Here is a 16,045-nt window from a genome sequence, read left to right on the forward strand (position 1 = left end):
GAGCCCTTTTGTCTATGGGCATCACTGGCGCTATGCTGGCGACCTGCCGAGGAGATTGATATGGCCTACGATTTTGACCTGTTTGTGATTGGCGCCGGTTCCGGCGGTGTGCGTGCCTCGCGATTCGCTGCGGGCTTCGGGGCCAGGGTGGCGGTAGCGGAGAGTCGCTACCTGGGCGGGACCTGCGTCAACGTCGGTTGTGTGCCGAAGAAGCTGCTGGTGTACGGCGCTCATTTCGCCGAAGAGTTCGAGCAAGCCTCGGGCTTCGGCTGGTCGCTGGAGGACGCGCAGTTCGACTGGAGCCAGTTGATCGCCAACAAGAACCGCGAGATCCAGCGCCTCAACGGCATCTACCGCAACCTCCTGGTCAACAGCGGCGTGACCCTGCTGGAAGGCCACGCGAAGATCACCGCGCCCCATGAGGTGGAAGTGGAGGGCAAGCGCTACTCGGCCAGACACATCCTCATCGCCACCGGCGGCTGGCCGCAGGTTCCTGACATCCCGGGGCGCGAGCTGGCGATCAGCTCCAATGAAGCCTTCTTCCTCAAGACCCTGCCCAAGCGCGTGCTGGTGGTGGGCGGTGGCTATATCGCCGTCGAGTTTGCCGGGATCTTCCAGGGCCTGGGCGCCGATACCACCTTGCTCTATCGCGGCGACCTGTTCCTGCGTGGCTTCGACGGTTCGGTGCGTACCCACCTGAAGGAAGAACTGGAAAAGCGCGGTCTCGACCTGCAGTTCAACAGCGATATCGCGCGCATCGACCAACAGGCCGACGGCAGCCTCAAGGCCACTCTCAAGGATGGTCGCGAGCTGGTCACCGACTGCGTGTTCTACGCCACAGGGCGCCGGCCGATGCTGGACAACCTGGGCCTGGAGAACACCGAGGTGCAGCTGGACAAGCGCGGCTTCATCCAGGTCAATGACGAGTTCCAGACCGACGAATCGTCGATCCTCGCCATCGGCGACGTGATCGGCCGCGTGCAACTCACCCCGGTGGCCCTGGCCGAAGGCATGGCGGTGGCGCGGCGCCTGTTCAAGCCGGAGGAATACCGTGCGGTGGACTACCGCAATATCCCGACCGCAGTGTTCAGCCAGCCACCGATCGGCACCGTCGGCCTGACGGAAGAGCAGGCGCTGGAGGCCGGGCATTCGCTGAAGATCTTCGAAAGCCGCTTCCGCCCGATGAAGCTGACCCTCACCGAGGTCCAGGAAAAGACCCTGATGAAGCTGGTGGTGGATGCCGAGACGGACCGCGTGCTGGGCTGCCACATGGTTGGACCGGATGCCGGCGAGATCATCCAGGGCCTGGGCATCGCCCTCAAGGCCGGGGCGACCAAGCAGCAGTTCGACGAGACCATTGGCGTACACCCGACGGCGGCGGAAGAGTTCGTCACCATGAGGACCGTTACCCGCTGAGGCAATATAGGCACGGGTCATGTAGGAGCGGGTTCACCCGCGATGAGGCCGGTGAATTCACCACCGTAATCGCGGGTGAACCCGCTCCTACATGACCTGTGCCAACTGCGAGTTCTTCTATTAGTACTGTCGGTTATAGCCAAAACCAATCACCAACATCATTTTTGCCAATGAGCATTGAGCAACTCTATTGGCTAGGATCTCTCCATCAAGTTTTTACAAACCCTGAAGGAGAGACACCCGATGCCTATCATCAACAGCCAGGTCAAACCGTTCAACGCAACTGCTTACCACAAAGGCGAATTCGTTCAGGTCTCCGAAGCGGACCTGAAAGGCAAATGGTCCGTTGTGTTCTTCTACCCAGCCGACTTCACCTTCGTCTGCCCGACCGAGCTGGGTGACCTGGCTGACAACTACGCCGAGTTCCAGAAGCTGGGCGTGGAAATCTACGGCGTGTCCACCGACACCCACTTCACCCACAAAGCCTGGCACGACACTTCGGACACCATCGGCAAGATCCAGTACCCGCTGATCGGCGACCCGACCCACGTCATCTCGCGCAACTTCGACGTGCTGATCGAAGAAGCCGGTCTGGCCGATCGTGGCACCTTCGTGATCAACCCTGAAGGCCAGATCAAGATCGTCGAACTGAACGACGGTGGTGTCGGCCGTGACGCCAGCGAGCTGCTGCGCAAGGTCAAGGCTGCCCAGTACGTCGCTGCTCACCCGGGCGAAGTCTGCCCGGCCAAGTGGAAAGAAGGCGAGGCCACCCTGGCCCCATCGCTGGACCTGGTCGGCAAGATCTAAGTGATGCACAAGTCGGTGGCGGACTTCCGCACCTAACTGCTGTACCGCCCCGCAAAACGCCCGGGCGCTTTCGCCCGGGCGTTTGTATTTCTACCGTTTGAAAAAGGAATCGCCTGTATGTTGGACGCCACGCTTAAAACTCAGTTGAAAGCCTACCTGGAGCGGGTCACTCAGCCGATCGAGATCGTTGCCTCCCTCGATGACGGCGCGAAGTCCCGCGAACTTCACGATCTGCTGCGCGAGATCGCCAGCCTGTCGAACCTGATCACCCTGCGCGAGGACGGCAGCGACGCCCGCGTCCCGTCGTTCTCGCTCAACCGCCCGGGGGCCGATATCAGCCTGCGTTTCGCCGGCATCCCCATGGGCCACGAATTCACCTCCCTGGTCCTGGCCCTGCTGCAGGTCGGCGGCCATCCGTCCAAGGCCAGCGCCGAGCTGATCGAACAGATCGCCGGGCTGGAAGGTGAATTCAACTTCGAAACCTACTTCTCGCTGTCGTGCCAGAACTGCCCGGACGTGGTCCAGGCGCTGAACCTGATGGCGGTACTCAACCCCAACGTGCGCCACGTCGCCATCGACGGCGCGCTGTTCCAGGGCGAAGTCGAGTCGCGCCAGATCATGGCGGTGCCGAGTGTGTACCTCAATGGCGAAGTGTTCGGCCAGGGCCGCATGGGCCTGGAAGAGATCGTCGCCAAGCTCGACAGCAGCACCGGCGAGCGCCAGGCCGAAAAGCTCAACGCCAAGGACGCCTTCGACGTGCTGGTGATCGGTGGAGGCCCGGCGGGTGCCGCGGCAGCCATCTACGCGGCACGCAAAGGCATCCGTACCGGTGTCGCGGCCGAGCGTTTCGGCGGCCAGGTGCTGGACACCATGGCCATCGAGAACTTCATCTCGGTGCAGGAGACCGAAGGCCCGAAACTGGCCACCGCGCTGGAAGAACACGTCAAGCAGTACGACGTCGACATCATGAACCTGCAACGCGCCGAGGCCCTGCTGCCGACAGCCGCAGGCGGACTGCACGAAGTGCGCATGGCCAGTGGCGCGACGCTGAAAGCCAAGACCGTGATCCTCGCCACCGGTGCGCGCTGGAGGGAAATGAACGTGCCGGGCGAGCAGCAATACCGCTCCCGTGGCGTGGCCTACTGCCCGCACTGTGACGGCCCGCTGTTCAAGGGCAAGCGCGTGGCGGTGATCGGCGGAGGCAACTCCGGCGTGGAAGCGGCCATCGACCTGGCCGGGATCGTCGCCCAGGTGACCCTGATCGAGTTCGACAGCCAGTTGCGTGCCGACGCGGTGCTGCAGCGCAAGCTGCACAGCCTGCCGAACGTGAAGGTCATCACCAGCGCGCTGACCACCGAAGTGCTGGGCGACGGGCAGAAGGTCAATGGCCTGCGCTACAAGGACCGCACCAGTGATGCCGATCACGAACTGGCGCTGGAAGGAATCTTCGTGCAGATCGGTCTGCTGCCGAACACCGACTGGCTCAAAGGCACCGTCGAGCTGACGCCGCGCGGCGAGATCATCGTCGATGCCAAGGGCCAGACCAATGTGCCGGGTGTGTTCGCAGCCGGTGACGTGACCACGGTGCCGTACAAGCAGATCGTGATCGCGGTGGGCGAGGGGGCCAAGGCTTCGCTGGCGGCGTTCGATCACCTGATCCGTACCAGCGCACCGGCGTAAACCACGCGTGCCCTGACTCGGCCAAGCGAGTCAGGGCTTTTCGTGCGTGACTCATCGTGCCCAGGAGTGGTCCGCTCCGTTGGAGATGAATTTGCCAAGTCCGCGGATCTGGCGGTAGGGCCTCTGCAATGCAGCGATGTCCTCAAGGTTCAGATTGGCGTTACTGGAGACCAGACTCCGCTTGTGTGCGGTGAACAGGTCCAGCTTGAGATTGAAGTCGGCGGGTGCCATGCCGCGGTAGTGGTGGTAAAGGGTCGTAGTGAATGCCCTGGGGCCTGCAATCCTGAAAATGTCCTCTTCACCTTCTGCGACACGTGCGACCGCGCCTTCCAGCATCTGCTGGATGACGGGATGTCCTTCCACGGCTGCTATCGGTGAATTGCCGATGAATTCCCCGTAGCCGGCCATGCTGCTTTCGACATTCACGCCCAGGCCTCCGGGAAATTCCAGCGCTCCGAAGGGCTGTTCCTGCCGGTCGTCGATGTCCTTGTAAACGCCCCCTTCATACTTGAGCAGCATCAGCCGCAGCAGGTCGCTGGCTTCTGCATATTTCCTTCTTGCGGTGGCCTTTTCATAGAGGCCGAAGGAGGGATGTTTCCTGGCATCGGACAACCAGCGCGCGGAGCGAACGTCTCGCAGCCTGATTGCGCTTGAGTCGAACTGCTGGCGCATGTCCGCGAGGGCGGCCTCGTGGCCGGTGATGGCACTGTCGAACCATATATGCGTGGCGTAGTCGCTGTTCATTCGTGCGGTGTCATGGGAGAGCGCACTGTTTTTTTCGGAGAGCGGCGCGGTCCCGATCCAGATCATCTGGATGGCTTTCTTGATCGCGCGCATGGGTAGTCGGGCAACTTCCGCGTCGACCAGTTCGTCGAACCGTGCGTTGTTTGCCGAGCCAAGACATGCCGACCTCGCCACCCGGCCGTCGCTGTCGATCAGGGATACCGGATTGTTGCGCACCATTCGATAAAGATTCGGCCCATCGGCGGTGCCGGCCGGATCGCTCGACAACCAACGTCCCGCCCAAGGTTGGTAGTAGCGGTAACCGTAATAGTAAAGGCCGGTAGCATCCCGTTCCTTGCCGGAGTATCTGGCAATCTTCAAATCGGCCGCGCCAGGGGTGGGAGTGCTCCAGAGCGCCCTGCCGCCGTACGGATAGAACTCTTCGCGGCTGACCAGGGCACCTCGATCGTCCAGTTCCAGTTCGTGGCTGCCCACCAGGTTGGTCAGGCTGTAGCGGACTTGATCGTTTTCGATGCCCTCCGGCAGACCCGATTGCCAGTGCATCACGCGTACCTGACCCAGCGTCACGATATGAAGGCATTCCTTCTGTACGCCATCAATTGTGGTCGTGCGTATTTCAAGGTCCGGCAGATAAACCACGGTGCTCTGTACGACGGTGTTGCGGGCGTGAGCACGGCGTATCTTGCGAATGCGCCGGGCGTCGGCTCCGTACTGATACGACTCGATGTCGGAGTCGTTCCCCGGGCGCGTGACGGGGGTGACCTGGCTCAACTCGCCACGGCTGTTCCAGTGCAGCGCCTGGCCAGGCTGCAAGTACCGCTGGTGCCCCTGAGGACTGAACAGCGCATCGACCTGCTCGGGATCGTCCGTCAGGGCGGCGATCACCGCGCGATTGCTGTACTGCGAAACCGTCATGTCGAGCGTAAAGCCGTGGTTGGCGGCAGGAGCGGTGTGACGGATGCGTGTCAGGTTACCGCCCCGGTCGTAACTGTAGCTGCGCTCATAGCGCGTCAAGCTGTCGTCGGTCACAGGTGGCGGGTAGGTGGCCACCCACTCGTTCGTGGCGTTGCCGGCCATCTCACGACCGGTCGAATGGGTCATCTGGTACAGCGTGTCGTATTCGAACGCGCTGTGCGCCGAAACCCTCTGGTTGCGCCAGTAGCGCTCGGGTTGGGCCAAGTCCCTGATGTGGAGGACATTGCCCATGGGGTCATATTCATGGTTCAGGTCTTGCAGAGTGCGAGAGCCTTGGCGGCTGGTCAGGCGAGTCAGGCGCAAGGTCTCGGGTTCATGGCCGTGCTCGGTGGACACGCCATTGGCCAGGTGTTCGGAACGTTTTTCTCCCGAGGCACCGTAGGTGACATTGCTGATGACAGGCTGTTCGTCGGCACCCGCGAGCGTTATCCAGCTGCGAGTCAATTGACCGGTCACATCGTATGCCATGCGCTGACGATGGCCCATGGCGTCGATGATTGCGACCGGATCGCCGGTGCTGTCATGGTCAGTGCGGGTGGTGAACGCGTCGGGCTCCAGCAGCGTTCGCCAGTCGTCTTCGCTAGCACCTTGCCAGTCCACGTTGTCCGTGGCAGTCGCCAGCCGACGCGTCGTAGAACGCAGTTGGCCGCACAGGGCAACACTGTCGATCTGATCCAGCCCGGCAGTATCGTAGTGCCTTACGCAGTGGCCGCAGAGGTTGTGACGCTGTTCTTCCGGCAATTGCCGTGCCCAGACGAAACGTTCGCTGACCGTCGCGGGCTGCTCCGCCAGACCCTCGCGGATGCTGAGCACACGGCCCGGCAAGGAGGCGGGTTCGTACTCCCATTGACGGATTACCTGGCTGTCACTGCCAACCCCTGTGTAAAGCAATGAGGGCCGCCCTGCGGCGTCCATGAGGCTGATGCTCACACCGGCATCGATGCTTCCAGTGAGCGCAATGGCACCGCCCAACGTGTGGATGTGGTGCACACAGGGCGTTTCGCTCAATCGTGGATCGAACAACTTCGCTGGACGTCCTGCGAGGTCGTAGTGCTGGACCGACCTTCGGGTATCCGTCACCTCCGGGTTGTCCGGGTGGCGATGGTAAGACAGGGTGCAGACTTCCAGTCCGCGACCGTCACGCGCGGTAACGGTCGGCGTGTGGGAGAACAATGCACGCATGCTGGTGTCCTGAGGGAGGCCTTCTGTTCCAGTGAAGCGCCTCGCTTCAGGAGTCGCCAGGGCTCGATAGACCGATTTGCACTAACCTGACCTGGCTCCGCCACATGAATCCATGCGCAGATCGTGCCGGGATTGATCAGTGTGCCCCTGCAGCCTTGCTCAGATCACTCTCCTGCCACTCGGTATACACACAGGCATCCGCCACCGCCCAGCGCACCTTCACCTCATCCCCAGGCTTCATCGACATCCCGGCGGCCGACAGGGCCTTCACGGTCATGGCCGTGCCGCCGACGGTGATCACGCTGCAGGTCTGGCTCTCACCGAGGAACAGCACCTCGCCCACCTTGGCGGTGACTTCGTTCCAGCCGGCCGGCAACGGCTCCAGCGCCGCCTGCTCGCGACTCAGCGCCAGGGCCTTCTCCGGACGCACCATCAGCAACGCATCCTGCCCCTTGGCCAGGCCCGGCGTCAGGCGCATCGCCACCGCATGCCCCTCGAAGCTGGCAACCCCATTGCCCTGGGCCTGCACCCGCAGGAAATTCGAGTTGCCGAGGAACGACGCGACAAAGGCATTCGGCGGGTTCTGGTACAGGTCATAGCCGGTGCCGAGGCCGACGATCTTGCCGTGGCTGAAGATCGCGATGCGCTGCGACAGGCGCATGGCTTCTTCCTGGTCGTGGGTCACGTAGACGATGGTGATGCCCAGCCGCCGGTGCAGCTGGCGCAGTTCGTCCTGCAGGTCTTCACGCAGTTTCTTGTCCAGCGCGCCGAGGGGTTCGTCCATCAGCAGGATGCGTGGCTCGTAGACCAGTGCCCGGGCGATCGCCACGCGCTGTTGCTGGCCCCCGGACAATTGCGCCGGGCGCCGATGGGCGAACTTGTCCAGTTGCACCAGCTTGAGCATGGCGTCCACCTGCTTGTCGCGCTCGGCGGCGCTGCGCTTGCGGATGGCCAGGGGGAAGGCGATGTTGTCGCGCACCGACAGGTGCGGGAACAGCGAGTAACGCTGGAACACCATGCCGATGTCGCGCTTGTGCGGCGGCACGTTGACCAGCGACTGGCCGTTGACCAGGATTTCGCCGCTGCTCGGCGTTTCGAAGCCGGCCAGCATCGACAGGGTGGTGCTCTTGCCCGAGCCGCTGGAGCCGAGGAAGGTAAGGAACTCGCCGTCCTGGATCTCCAGGTCGATGTTGTCTACCGCGGCGAAGTCGCCGTAGTGCTTGTTCAGGTTGCGCAGGCTGACGAGGGTCTTGGCCTGGGCGGAATCTTTGATCACTGCACTCATCTTTATTCTCTCCAGGCGCTCAGGCGCTGACTTCGTTGCGCCGGCGCAGAGCGGCGGCGATCACCATGACCAGTACCGACAGGCCGATCAGCAGCGTCGAGGCGACGGCGATCACCGGTGTCAGGTCCTGGCGCAGGGTGGTCCACATTTTCACGGGGAGGGTCTGCAGGTTCGGGCTGGCCATCATCACGCTGAGCACCACTTCATCCCAGGAGACCAGGAAAGCGAACAGGGCGCCGGCGATCATCCCCGGGCGGATCGCCGGGAAGGTCACCTTGAACACCGACTGCAGGCGCGAGGCACCGCAGATCACTGCGGCATCCTCGATCGACTGGTCGAACAGCTTCAGCGAGTTGATGATCGAGATGATGGTGAAGGGCAGGGCGACGATCACGTGGCTGACCACGAAGGAAAACAGCGTGCCGGTCCAGCCCAGCTTGAGGAACAGCGCGTACACCGCCACGGCGATGATCACCAGCGGCACGATCATCGGCAGGGTGAACAGGCCATAGAGCATCTCGCGGCCGGGGAAACGCCCGCGCACCAGGGCGAAGGCGGTGGGCAGGCCCAGGGCCACGGCGCAGACGGTGGTCAGCACCGCCACCTTGAGGCTGGCCAGGGCAGCGTCCATCCACTCGGCGTTGGAGAAGAACTGCGTGTACCACTTCAGGGTCCAGCCCGGCGGCGGGAACACCAGCCACTGCGACGAACCGAACGACAGCAGGACGATGAACACGATCGGCAGCAGCAGGAACAGCGCGATCAGCCCGGTGGTGGCGTAGAGCCCGAAACGCATGCGCCGGCTCATGGCATTGGGAGTCAGGAGCATGGTCGCTTACCTCGCGTTGCCAACCGGGGATTCCGGTTGCAGCTTCAGATAGAAGTAGAACAGCACCAGGGTGATGACGATCAGCAACGCCGCGGCGGCGCTGGCCAGGCCCCAGTTGAGGAACGACTGCACCTGCTGGACGATGAACTCCGGCAGCATCATGTTCTGTGCGCCGCCGAGCAGCGCCGGGGTCACGTAGTAGCCCAGGGACATGACGAAGACCATCAACGCCCCGGAGAACAGGCCCGAGCGGCACAGCGGCAGGAACACCTTGAAGAAGTTGGTCCACGGGCTGGCGCCACAGATCGAGCCGGCCTGCAGGACCATCGGGTCGATGGCCTGCATGGTCGCCTGCAACGGCAGGACGATGAACGGGATCATGATGTAGCTCATGCCGATCACCACGCCGGTGAGGTTGTGCACCATCTCCAGCGGGGCATCGATGATGCCCATGGCCATCAACGCCTTGTTGATTACCCCCGAGGCCTGCAGCAGCACCAGCCAGGAGTAGGTGCGGGCCAGCAGGCTGGTCCACATCGACAGCAGGACGATGTTCAGCAGCCAGCGGCCCCAGCCGCGCGGCACCAGGGTGATCGCCCAGGCCAGGGGAAAGCCGAGCAGCACGCTGATCAGGGTGACCAGGCCGGCCACCGAGAAGGTGTTGAACAGCACCCGGGCGTAGGCCGAATTGGCGAACAGCTGCTCGTAGTTGCCCAGCCCCGGCACCGGTTCCAGCACGCCGCGCAGGAGCAGGCCGATCAGCGGTGCGAAGAAGAACAGGCCGAGGAACAGCAGGGCCGGCAGCAGGTTGCGGCTGCCGCGCCAGCGCTGGCGCAGCGGGGGCGTGGACGACATGGCCGCTCCCTTGGCGCCGGTGCCACCGGCACCGGTCGCGTTGTGCAAGGCGTTGATGGCGACTTTCATTTCACCAGCCACTCATTCCAGCGGGTTGCGATGGCTGGACCGTTCTTCGCCCAGTAGGCGAAGTCCAGGGTGACCTGCTCTTGAGCGTAGGCGGTCGGCAGGTTCGGTGCGAGATCGGCCTTGAGCTGGCTGATGCTGTCGAGGTTGACCGGGGCGTAGGCGGTGAGGTTGGCGAAGTCGGCCTGGCCCTTGGCGCTGCTGGCATTGGCCAGGAACTTCATGGCCGCGTCCTTGTTCTTCGCGCCTTTCGGGATCACGAGGAAATCGGCCATGACCAGGTTCTGCTTCCAGCTCACGCCGACCGGAGCGCCGTCCTGCTGCAGGGCGTAGACGCGGCCGTTCCAGAACTGGCCGAGGGTCGCTTCGCCGGACGCCAGCAGTTGCTGCGACTGGGCGCCGCCGCCCCACCAGACGATGTCCTTCTTGATGGTGTCGAGTTTCTTGAAGGCGCGGTCCAGGTCCAGTGGGTAGAGCTTGTCGGCGGGTACGCCGTCGGCCAGCAGGGCCAGCTCCAGCACGCCGGGGCTTGGCCATTTGTACAAGGCACGCTTGCCGGGGTAGGTCTTGGTGTCGAACAGCGCGCTCCAGTCCTGCGGCTTGTTGCCGCCCAGCTTGCCCTCGTTGAAGCCGAGGACGAAGGAGAAGAAGAACGAGCCGACGCCGTGATCGGAGACGAAGCGCGGGTCGATGCGGTCGCGCTTGATGGTGTTGAAATCCAGGGGTTCCAGCAGGCCTTCGCTGGCGGCACGCAGGGCGAAGTCGGCTTCGACATCGACCACGTCCCACTGCACGTTGCCGCTCTCGACCATGGCCTTGAGCTTGCCGTAGTCGGTCGGGCCGTCCTGGACGACCTTGATGTCGCTGCCCTTGGTGAAGGTATCGGCCCATGCCTGTTTCTGGGCGTCCTGGGTCGTACCGCCCCAGCTGACGAAGTTCAGGCTGTCGGCAGCCTGGGTGGCCTGACAGGCCAGGGTCAGCAGGCTGGCGGACAGCACTGCGGTTACACGTTTGCTCAACAGCATGGTTACGCCCTCGTTGCTTTTGTTATTCGAGGCGGGCTTTCTGTCGCCCGCCAATCAGTTCGGGGAGCAGCTTTTACAAAGTGTGGATGGCCGTTTGTGATTGTAGGTGCCGGCCTGCAGTTTTAAGGTCTACGGGATATCATATTATGGTATTCCAAACTTTTGGCAAGAGGTTGGAGGCTACCGGCTATCACTCGGTGGAATGTTTACAGCCAGAAGCGCGACGCGATCGGTGTAGGCCTTAGCCGAGCATCCCTTCCTCGAACGGAATGCTCTGCACCACCTCCAGGTCATACCCGGTCAGCCCGGCATACTTGAGCGGCGGGCCGAGGTGGCGCAGCTTGCCCACCCCCAGGTCCTGCAGAATCTGTGCCCCGGTCCCCACTTCCGAATAGGTCCGCGACTGCCCGCGCTGGTACGGCCGTGGCGGCTGGGTCAACTGCGGTACCCGTTCCAGCAGGGCCTGGGAGGATTCATGGTTGGCCAGCACCACCACCACGCCGCAGCCTTCGGCCGCGACCTTCTGCAACGCCGCCCACAGCGTCCAGTTGGCCGGTCCGGCGTATTCGGCACCCACCAGGTCGCGCAGCGGATCGATCACATGCACCCGCACCAGGGTCGGCTGCTCGCGGCGGATATCGCCCATGACCATGGCCATGTGCACGCCACCTTCGATGCGGTCTTCGTAGGTCACCAGGCGGAAGGTGCCATGCACCGTCGGCAGCTCCCGTTCGCCGATGCGCTTCACCGTCTGCTCGGTGCTCAGGCGGTAGTGGATCAGGTCGGCGATGGTGCCGATCTTGATGCCATGGCGGGCGGCGAAGATTTCCAGGTCGGGGCGGCGTGCCATGGTGCCGTCGTCGTTGAGCACCTCGACGATCACCGACGCCGGGCTGAAGCCGGCCAGGCGCGCCAGGTCGCAACCGGCCTCGGTGTGCCCGGCACGGGTCAGCACGCCGCCTTCGCGGGCGCGCAGGGGGAAGATATGGCCCGGCTGGACCAGGTCGTCCGCCGTGGCGTTGGCCGCCACGGCGGCAGCCACGGTGCAGGCGCGGTCGGCGGCGGAAATGCCGGTGGTGACCCCACGCGCCGCCTCGATCGACACGGTGAAGGCGGTACTGAAGGCACTGCCGTTGGCCGGCACCATCTGCTCCAGGCCCAGGCGCTGGCAGTGTTCGTCGGTCAGGGTCAGGCAGATCAGGCCACGCGCCTCGCGGGCCATGAAGCTGATGGCGGCGGCGTCGCAACGCTCGGCGGCGATCAGCAGGTCACCTTCGTTCTCACGGTCTTCGTCATCCACCAGCAGGACCATCTTGCCCTGGCGGTAGTCTTCGAGAATCTCTTCGATGCTGTTGAAAGCCATGCTGCGCGCTCACTGTGGTTCGACAAGAATTATGGTATACCATAATACGAATTTACCCAGTTGAGGAGCATGTTCCGATGAAGGCGTACTGGATTGCCCATGTCGATGTGACCGATCCCGAGCAGTACCAGCATTACACCCAGCGCGCCCCGGCGGCGTTCGCCGCGTTCGGCGGCAAGCTGCTGGCCCGTGGCGGGCGCAGCGAGGCGATGGAAGGGCGACCGACGCCGCAGCGCAGCGTGGTCATCGAGTTCGAATCCTATGAACAGGCCGTGGCCTGCTATCGCTCGGCGCAGTATCAGGAAGCCTGCGGCTATCGGCAGGGCGCGGCGAAGGCGGAAGTGATCATCGTCGAAGGCTATGCGCCCTGAACCGAAGCTCGGTCCAGGGCGCACAGAGGGTCATTCCATGCCTGGCAGTTCGTGAGGGCGCAGGTCGAACACCAGCACTTCGGCATCGTCGCCGTTGCGCAGCTCGACGATCTGCTCCTGGCGCAGGCGCACGCCGTCGCCTTCACGCAGTTGCAGGCCATTGAGCACCACGCTGCCGCGGGCCACGTGGACGTAGGCGTTGCGGTTGGCCGGCAGCTTCAGCACGGCGCTTTCGTCACCATCGAACAGACCGGCGTAGACCCGCGCATCCTGGCGGATATGCAGCGAACCGTCGGCGCCGTCGGGCGAGATGATCAGCTTCAGCCGGCCACGTTTTTCCTCGGCGGCGAAATGCGCCTGCTGGTAGCGCGGCTCGGCACCCTGTACCGCCGGGACGATCCAGATCTGCAGGAAGTGCACCGGCTCGTCATGGGAGTGGTTGAATTCGCTGTGGGCCACGCCGCTGCCGGCACTCATCAGTTGCACATCGCCCGGACGGATCACCGAACCGGTGCCGAGGGTGTCCTTGTGTTCCAGCGCGCCTTCCAGGACGTAGGAGAAGATCTCCATGTCGCGGTGCGGGTGCTGACCGAAGCCCTTGCCCTCGCTGACGCGGTCGTCGTTGATCACCAGCAGGTCGGAAAAGCCCTGTTCGGCGGGGTTGCGGTAATGGGCGAAGGAAAAGGTGTGGTAGGACTTCAGCCAGCCATGGTTGGCCAGGCCGCGGTCGGACGCTTTGCGCAGGGTAAGCATGGTGAATCTCCTTGTCTGGTCGGGTTGCGGAAGGCAACCGTCGATGCGATGGGTGTAGATTACTGTTTACCCGTTGGCGCAATAAGTAGATGGGAATGGAATCACTGTCCCGCCTGTGTGGACAATTCGCAGGAACATTCCGATAGCTCTGTGAGAAGGTCATAATGCGTCGCACCTGTACTCTCGACCTGCGGTGACCCCCTTCGATGAAAAGCGTGGCCATGGTGCTGTTCCCCGACTTTCTCCTGCTGGACATGGCGGGACCGCTGGAAGTGTTCTCCATCGCCAATCGCTACCTGCCGCCCGAGGACCATTACCGCTTGACCACCCTGGGTGCGCTGCCCGGCGCGATTCGCGCGTCCAATGGTGTTGCGGTGCAGCCGGACCGGTCGATTGCCGATGACGATGGCGGCTGGGACCTGCTGCTGGTACCCGGTGGCCCTGGCGCCTACAACGAGATCTGCCCGCCGCTGAGCCTGTGGTTGCAGGACGTCGCCCGGCGTGCCCGGCAGTACGGTTCGATCTGCACCGGCTCCTTCATCCTCGGCCATGCCGGCTTGCTCGACGGCTATCGCGTCACCACCCACTGGCACTACACCGAGCGCATGGCCCGGGCCTTTCCCCGCACCCAGGTGGAAACCGACCAGATCTACGTGCGTGATCGCCAGTTGATCACTTCGGGTGGTGTGACCGCAGGCATCGACCTGGCGCTGGCGGTGGTGGCCGAGGACCATGGCAAGAAGGTCGCCCAGGACGTGGCCAAGGTGCTCCTGGTGGTGATGAAGCGCCAGGGTGGGCAGGCGCGTTTCAGTCCGCTGGCGGGGGCGGTGGCCAAGGAAGAGACGCCGATCAGCCGGGTGCAGCAGCATGTCCTGGAGCACCTCGACGAGCCTATCGGGATCGAGCGCATGGCGGCGCTGGCGGCCATGAGCCCGCGGCACTTTTCCCGGGTGTTCAACCGCGAGGTGAACATGACGCCGATGGCCTTCCTGCAGAACGCCCGGATCGACCGGGCGCGGGCGTTGCTGGAAAGTGGCGACCTGCCGCTGAAGACCGTGGCCTATCGCAGCGGCTTTGGCAGTGTGCGCTACATGCGCCAGGTGTTCAGCGAGCGGCTGGGTCTGACGCCGGGGGAGTATCGCGAGCAGTTCAGCTGACGTTATCCCTGCGGTTCGGCGCCCCGGCAAGCGGGTTCCCACAGGTTCGCCACTGTTCTTGAGAACGGCGCAATACCTGTGGGAGCGGGTTCACCCGCGATTGCGTCGGTGATGCCTCCATCGCAATCGCGGGTAAACCCGCTCCCACAAGTCCCCGCTGAATCAATGAGTTATGCGGTGTTCCATGAGAGCGGGCTTGTCGGGACGCCGAACCGCAGCGCTAGCGTCAGAACAGGTTGAACGGATACTCGGTAATCACCCGCACCTCATTGAAGTTCAGCCCCCGGTCGGCACTGCGGAAGCTCGCCTGGCGCACCCGCACCGACAGGTCCTTGGCCTTTCCTGACTGCACCACGTACTTCAACTCGATATCCCGCTCCCAGGCCTTGCCATCATCGGTCTGCGCGGTATGGAAATCGCTGCCGCGCAGGTAGCGGGTCATGAAGCTCAACCCCGGCACACCCACAGCGGCGAAGTCGAAGTCATAGCGCGCCTGCCACGAGCGTTCGTTCTCGTAGTTGAAGTCCGAATATTGCACCGAGTTGGCCAGGAACACCGTGCTGTTGCCGTCCACGCCGTAGGTGTAGTTGCCGTCGCCACTGACCCGCTGGTGGGCGATCATCACGCTGTGCGCCCCTGTACTCAAGGTGGCCGACAGGCTCCAGATGCGGTTGTCCAGTTTGCCGCCGAGCGCGCGGCCCTGGCTGCGGGTGTCGTAGCCGTTGAAGTCGAACTTGGTCAGCCAGTTCGGCGCCAGTTGCCATTGCGCGGTGGCACCGGCGTAGGTCTTGCGCCAGTAGTCGTCGACGTCCGAGTGGTAGGCCCGCGCGCTGAGGTCGCGGTTGATCTGGTAGTTGCCGCCCACCAGGTCGAGAGCCGTCATGCGGCCACTGTCGTGCTCGCTCTGGTCTCGGCTGCGCAGGGCGGTGAAGTGGCCGGCGTGCAGGGTCAGGCCCTCGACTTCCTTGCTGGTCAGCAGCCAGCCCTGGGTGGTTTCCGGCAGCAGGCGGTTGTCGCTGGTGGCCAGCACCGGCAGGTTCATCAACTGGTCGCCGACTTTGAGCACGGTGTTGGAGATCCTCGCCTTGATCGCCGCGCCGCCATAGCCGTAGCTGTCCTTGGCGCCGTCGCTGTCCTCTTCCAGCAGCAGCGTGCCGCCGCCCTTGCGGCCATTACCGGTGTCCAGCTTGACGCCGAGCAGGCCGATGGCATCCACGCCGAAGCCCACCGTCCCTTGGGTAAAGCCGGATTCGAAGACGCCGATGAAGCCTTGCGCCCATTCCTCGGAGTAGTTCTGCGCCGTGCGGTCATCGAGGAAGTTGCGGTTCATGTAGAAGTTGCGCGCCTTAATCGAGAAATGCGCGTCCTCGACGAAGCCGCCAGCGTCCGCCAGGGCGTTGAAGGGAAGGGCGCAGGGAATGGCCAGGGCCAGGAGGGTTTTGCCGTTCATTGTTTTAGGTTTCCAGGCAGGTGCGCGGGTTCGCGCCCGGTGCCGTGAAGGGACCGGACGTTGGCCGCAGGGTTGTGAAAGAAAGTC

General features: G+C 63.5%; 13 protein-coding genes. 5 read left to right on the forward strand and 8 right to left on the reverse strand.

Annotated features, from left to right (window positions below; all coding sequences use genetic code 11):
* Window positions 1–60: 60 nt before the first annotated feature.
* The 3 genes from gorA to ahpF all read left to right on the forward strand — a co-directional run bounded on the left by gorA (window position 61) and on the right by ahpF (window position 3,903).
* Window positions 61–1,416: a glutathione-disulfide reductase gene (gorA, locus tag V0R59_RS12090; protein WP_330074525.1), complete on the forward strand. Its 1,356-nt coding sequence runs from the start codon at window positions 61–63 to the stop codon at window positions 1,414–1,416.
* Between the two features lie 243 nt (window positions 1,417–1,659).
* Window positions 1,660–2,223 carry an alkyl hydroperoxide reductase subunit C gene (gene ahpC, locus V0R59_RS12095; protein ID WP_330074526.1) on the forward strand — a complete coding sequence of 188 codons (564 nt, stop codon included), beginning with the start codon at window positions 1,660–1,662 and terminating at the stop codon, window positions 2,221–2,223.
* A gap of 117 nt (window positions 2,224–2,340) precedes the next feature.
* Complete coding sequence (gene ahpF, locus V0R59_RS12100) at window positions 2,341–3,903, forward strand: alkyl hydroperoxide reductase subunit F (RefSeq protein WP_330074527.1); 1,563 nt, start codon at window positions 2,341–2,343, stop codon at window positions 3,901–3,903.
* Window positions 3,904–3,954: 51 nt separating this feature from the next.
* Here the strand turns inward: ahpF and V0R59_RS12105 are convergent, their stop codons facing one another.
* The 6 genes from V0R59_RS12105 to ribBA all read right to left on the reverse strand — a co-directional run bounded on the left by V0R59_RS12105 (window position 3,955) and on the right by ribBA (window position 12,227).
* A complete protein-coding gene (locus tag V0R59_RS12105) occupies window positions 3,955–6,804 on the reverse strand; it encodes an RHS repeat-associated core domain-containing protein (RefSeq protein WP_330074528.1) in 2,850 nt (949 codons plus the stop codon).
* Between the two features lie 136 nt (window positions 6,805–6,940).
* Window positions 6,941–8,089, reverse strand: coding sequence for an ABC transporter ATP-binding protein (locus V0R59_RS12110; RefSeq protein WP_330074529.1), 1,149 nt, complete (start codon window positions 8,087–8,089; stop codon window positions 6,941–6,943).
* A 19-nt stretch (window positions 8,090–8,108) separates the two neighbouring features.
* Window positions 8,109–8,918, reverse strand: coding sequence for an ABC transporter permease (locus V0R59_RS12115; protein ID WP_330074530.1), 810 nt, complete (start codon window positions 8,916–8,918; stop codon window positions 8,109–8,111).
* A 6-nt stretch (window positions 8,919–8,924) separates the two neighbouring features.
* Window positions 8,925–9,842: an ABC transporter permease gene (locus V0R59_RS12120; protein WP_330074531.1), complete on the reverse strand. Its 918-nt coding sequence runs from the start codon at window positions 9,840–9,842 to the stop codon at window positions 8,925–8,927.
* Window positions 9,839–10,864 (reverse strand): ABC transporter substrate-binding protein, encoded by a 1,026-nt coding sequence (locus V0R59_RS12125; RefSeq protein WP_330074532.1) that lies wholly within the window; start codon window positions 10,862–10,864, stop codon window positions 9,839–9,841. The genes V0R59_RS12120 and V0R59_RS12125 overlap by 4 nt, the downstream gene beginning before the upstream one ends.
* A gap of 241 nt (window positions 10,865–11,105) precedes the next feature.
* Window positions 11,106–12,227: a bifunctional 3,4-dihydroxy-2-butanone-4-phosphate synthase/GTP cyclohydrolase II gene (gene ribBA, locus V0R59_RS12130; protein ID WP_330074533.1), complete on the reverse strand. Its 1,122-nt coding sequence runs from the start codon at window positions 12,225–12,227 to the stop codon at window positions 11,106–11,108.
* A 77-nt stretch (window positions 12,228–12,304) separates the two neighbouring features.
* Here ribBA and V0R59_RS12135 point away from each other — a divergent pair, with 77 nt between their 5' ends.
* Window positions 12,305–12,598 (forward strand): DUF1330 domain-containing protein, encoded by a 294-nt coding sequence (locus V0R59_RS12135; RefSeq protein WP_330074534.1) that lies wholly within the window; start codon window positions 12,305–12,307, stop codon window positions 12,596–12,598.
* 30 nt (window positions 12,599–12,628) lie between these two features.
* Here the strand turns inward: V0R59_RS12135 and V0R59_RS12140 are convergent, their stop codons facing one another.
* Window positions 12,629–13,351: a pirin family protein gene (locus V0R59_RS12140; protein ID WP_330074535.1), complete on the reverse strand. Its 723-nt coding sequence runs from the start codon at window positions 13,349–13,351 to the stop codon at window positions 12,629–12,631.
* A gap of 206 nt (window positions 13,352–13,557) precedes the next feature.
* On the opposite strand from V0R59_RS12140, the gene V0R59_RS12145 reads away from it, so the two are divergent.
* Window positions 13,558–14,508, forward strand: coding sequence for a GlxA family transcriptional regulator (locus tag V0R59_RS12145; RefSeq protein WP_330074536.1), 951 nt, complete (start codon window positions 13,558–13,560; stop codon window positions 14,506–14,508).
* 226 nt (window positions 14,509–14,734) lie between these two features.
* Here the strand turns inward: V0R59_RS12145 and V0R59_RS12150 are convergent, their stop codons facing one another.
* On the reverse strand, window positions 14,735–15,958 hold the full coding sequence (locus V0R59_RS12150; RefSeq protein WP_330074537.1) for an OprD family porin: 1,224 nt from the start codon (window positions 15,956–15,958) through the stop codon (window positions 14,735–14,737).
* Between the last annotated feature and the right edge of the window lie 87 nt (window positions 15,959–16,045).

Source organism: Pseudomonas ulcerans (assembly GCF_036324125.1).
In the GTDB taxonomy this organism is placed as follows: domain Bacteria; phylum Pseudomonadota; class Gammaproteobacteria; order Pseudomonadales; family Pseudomonadaceae; genus Aquipseudomonas; species Aquipseudomonas ulcerans.

Excerpts from the sequence above, each read along its gene's own strand:
- gorA (WP_330074525.1), top strand. The coding sequence starts at position 61 with ATGGCCTACGATTTTGACCTGTTTGTGATTGGCGCCGGTTCCGGCGGT.
- ahpC (WP_330074526.1), top strand. The coding sequence starts at position 1,660 with ATGCCTATCATCAACAGCCAGGTCAAACCGTTCAACGCAACTGCTTAC.
- ahpF (WP_330074527.1), top strand. The coding sequence starts at position 2,341 with ATGTTGGACGCCACGCTTAAAACTCAGTTGAAAGCCTACCTGGAGCGG.
- V0R59_RS12105 (WP_330074528.1), bottom strand. The coding sequence starts at position 6,804 with ATGCGTGCATTGTTCTCCCACACGCCGACCGTTACCGCGCGTGACGGT.
- V0R59_RS12110 (WP_330074529.1), bottom strand. The coding sequence starts at position 8,089 with ATGAGTGCAGTGATCAAAGATTCCGCCCAGGCCAAGACCCTCGTCAGC.
- V0R59_RS12115 (WP_330074530.1), bottom strand. The coding sequence starts at position 8,918 with ATGCTCCTGACTCCCAATGCCATGAGCCGGCGCATGCGTTTCGGGCTC.
- V0R59_RS12120 (WP_330074531.1), bottom strand. The coding sequence starts at position 9,842 with ATGAAAGTCGCCATCAACGCCTTGCACAACGCGACCGGTGCCGGTGGC.
- V0R59_RS12125 (WP_330074532.1), bottom strand. The coding sequence starts at position 10,864 with ATGCTGTTGAGCAAACGTGTAACCGCAGTGCTGTCCGCCAGCCTGCTG.
- ribBA (WP_330074533.1), bottom strand. The coding sequence starts at position 12,227 with ATGGCTTTCAACAGCATCGAAGAGATTCTCGAAGACTACCGCCAGGGC.
- V0R59_RS12135 (WP_330074534.1), top strand. The coding sequence starts at position 12,305 with ATGAAGGCGTACTGGATTGCCCATGTCGATGTGACCGATCCCGAGCAG.
- V0R59_RS12140 (WP_330074535.1), bottom strand. The coding sequence starts at position 13,351 with ATGCTTACCCTGCGCAAAGCGTCCGACCGCGGCCTGGCCAACCATGGC.
- V0R59_RS12145 (WP_330074536.1), top strand. The coding sequence starts at position 13,558 with ATGAAAAGCGTGGCCATGGTGCTGTTCCCCGACTTTCTCCTGCTGGAC.
- V0R59_RS12150 (WP_330074537.1), bottom strand. The coding sequence starts at position 15,958 with ATGAACGGCAAAACCCTCCTGGCCCTGGCCATTCCCTGCGCCCTTCCC.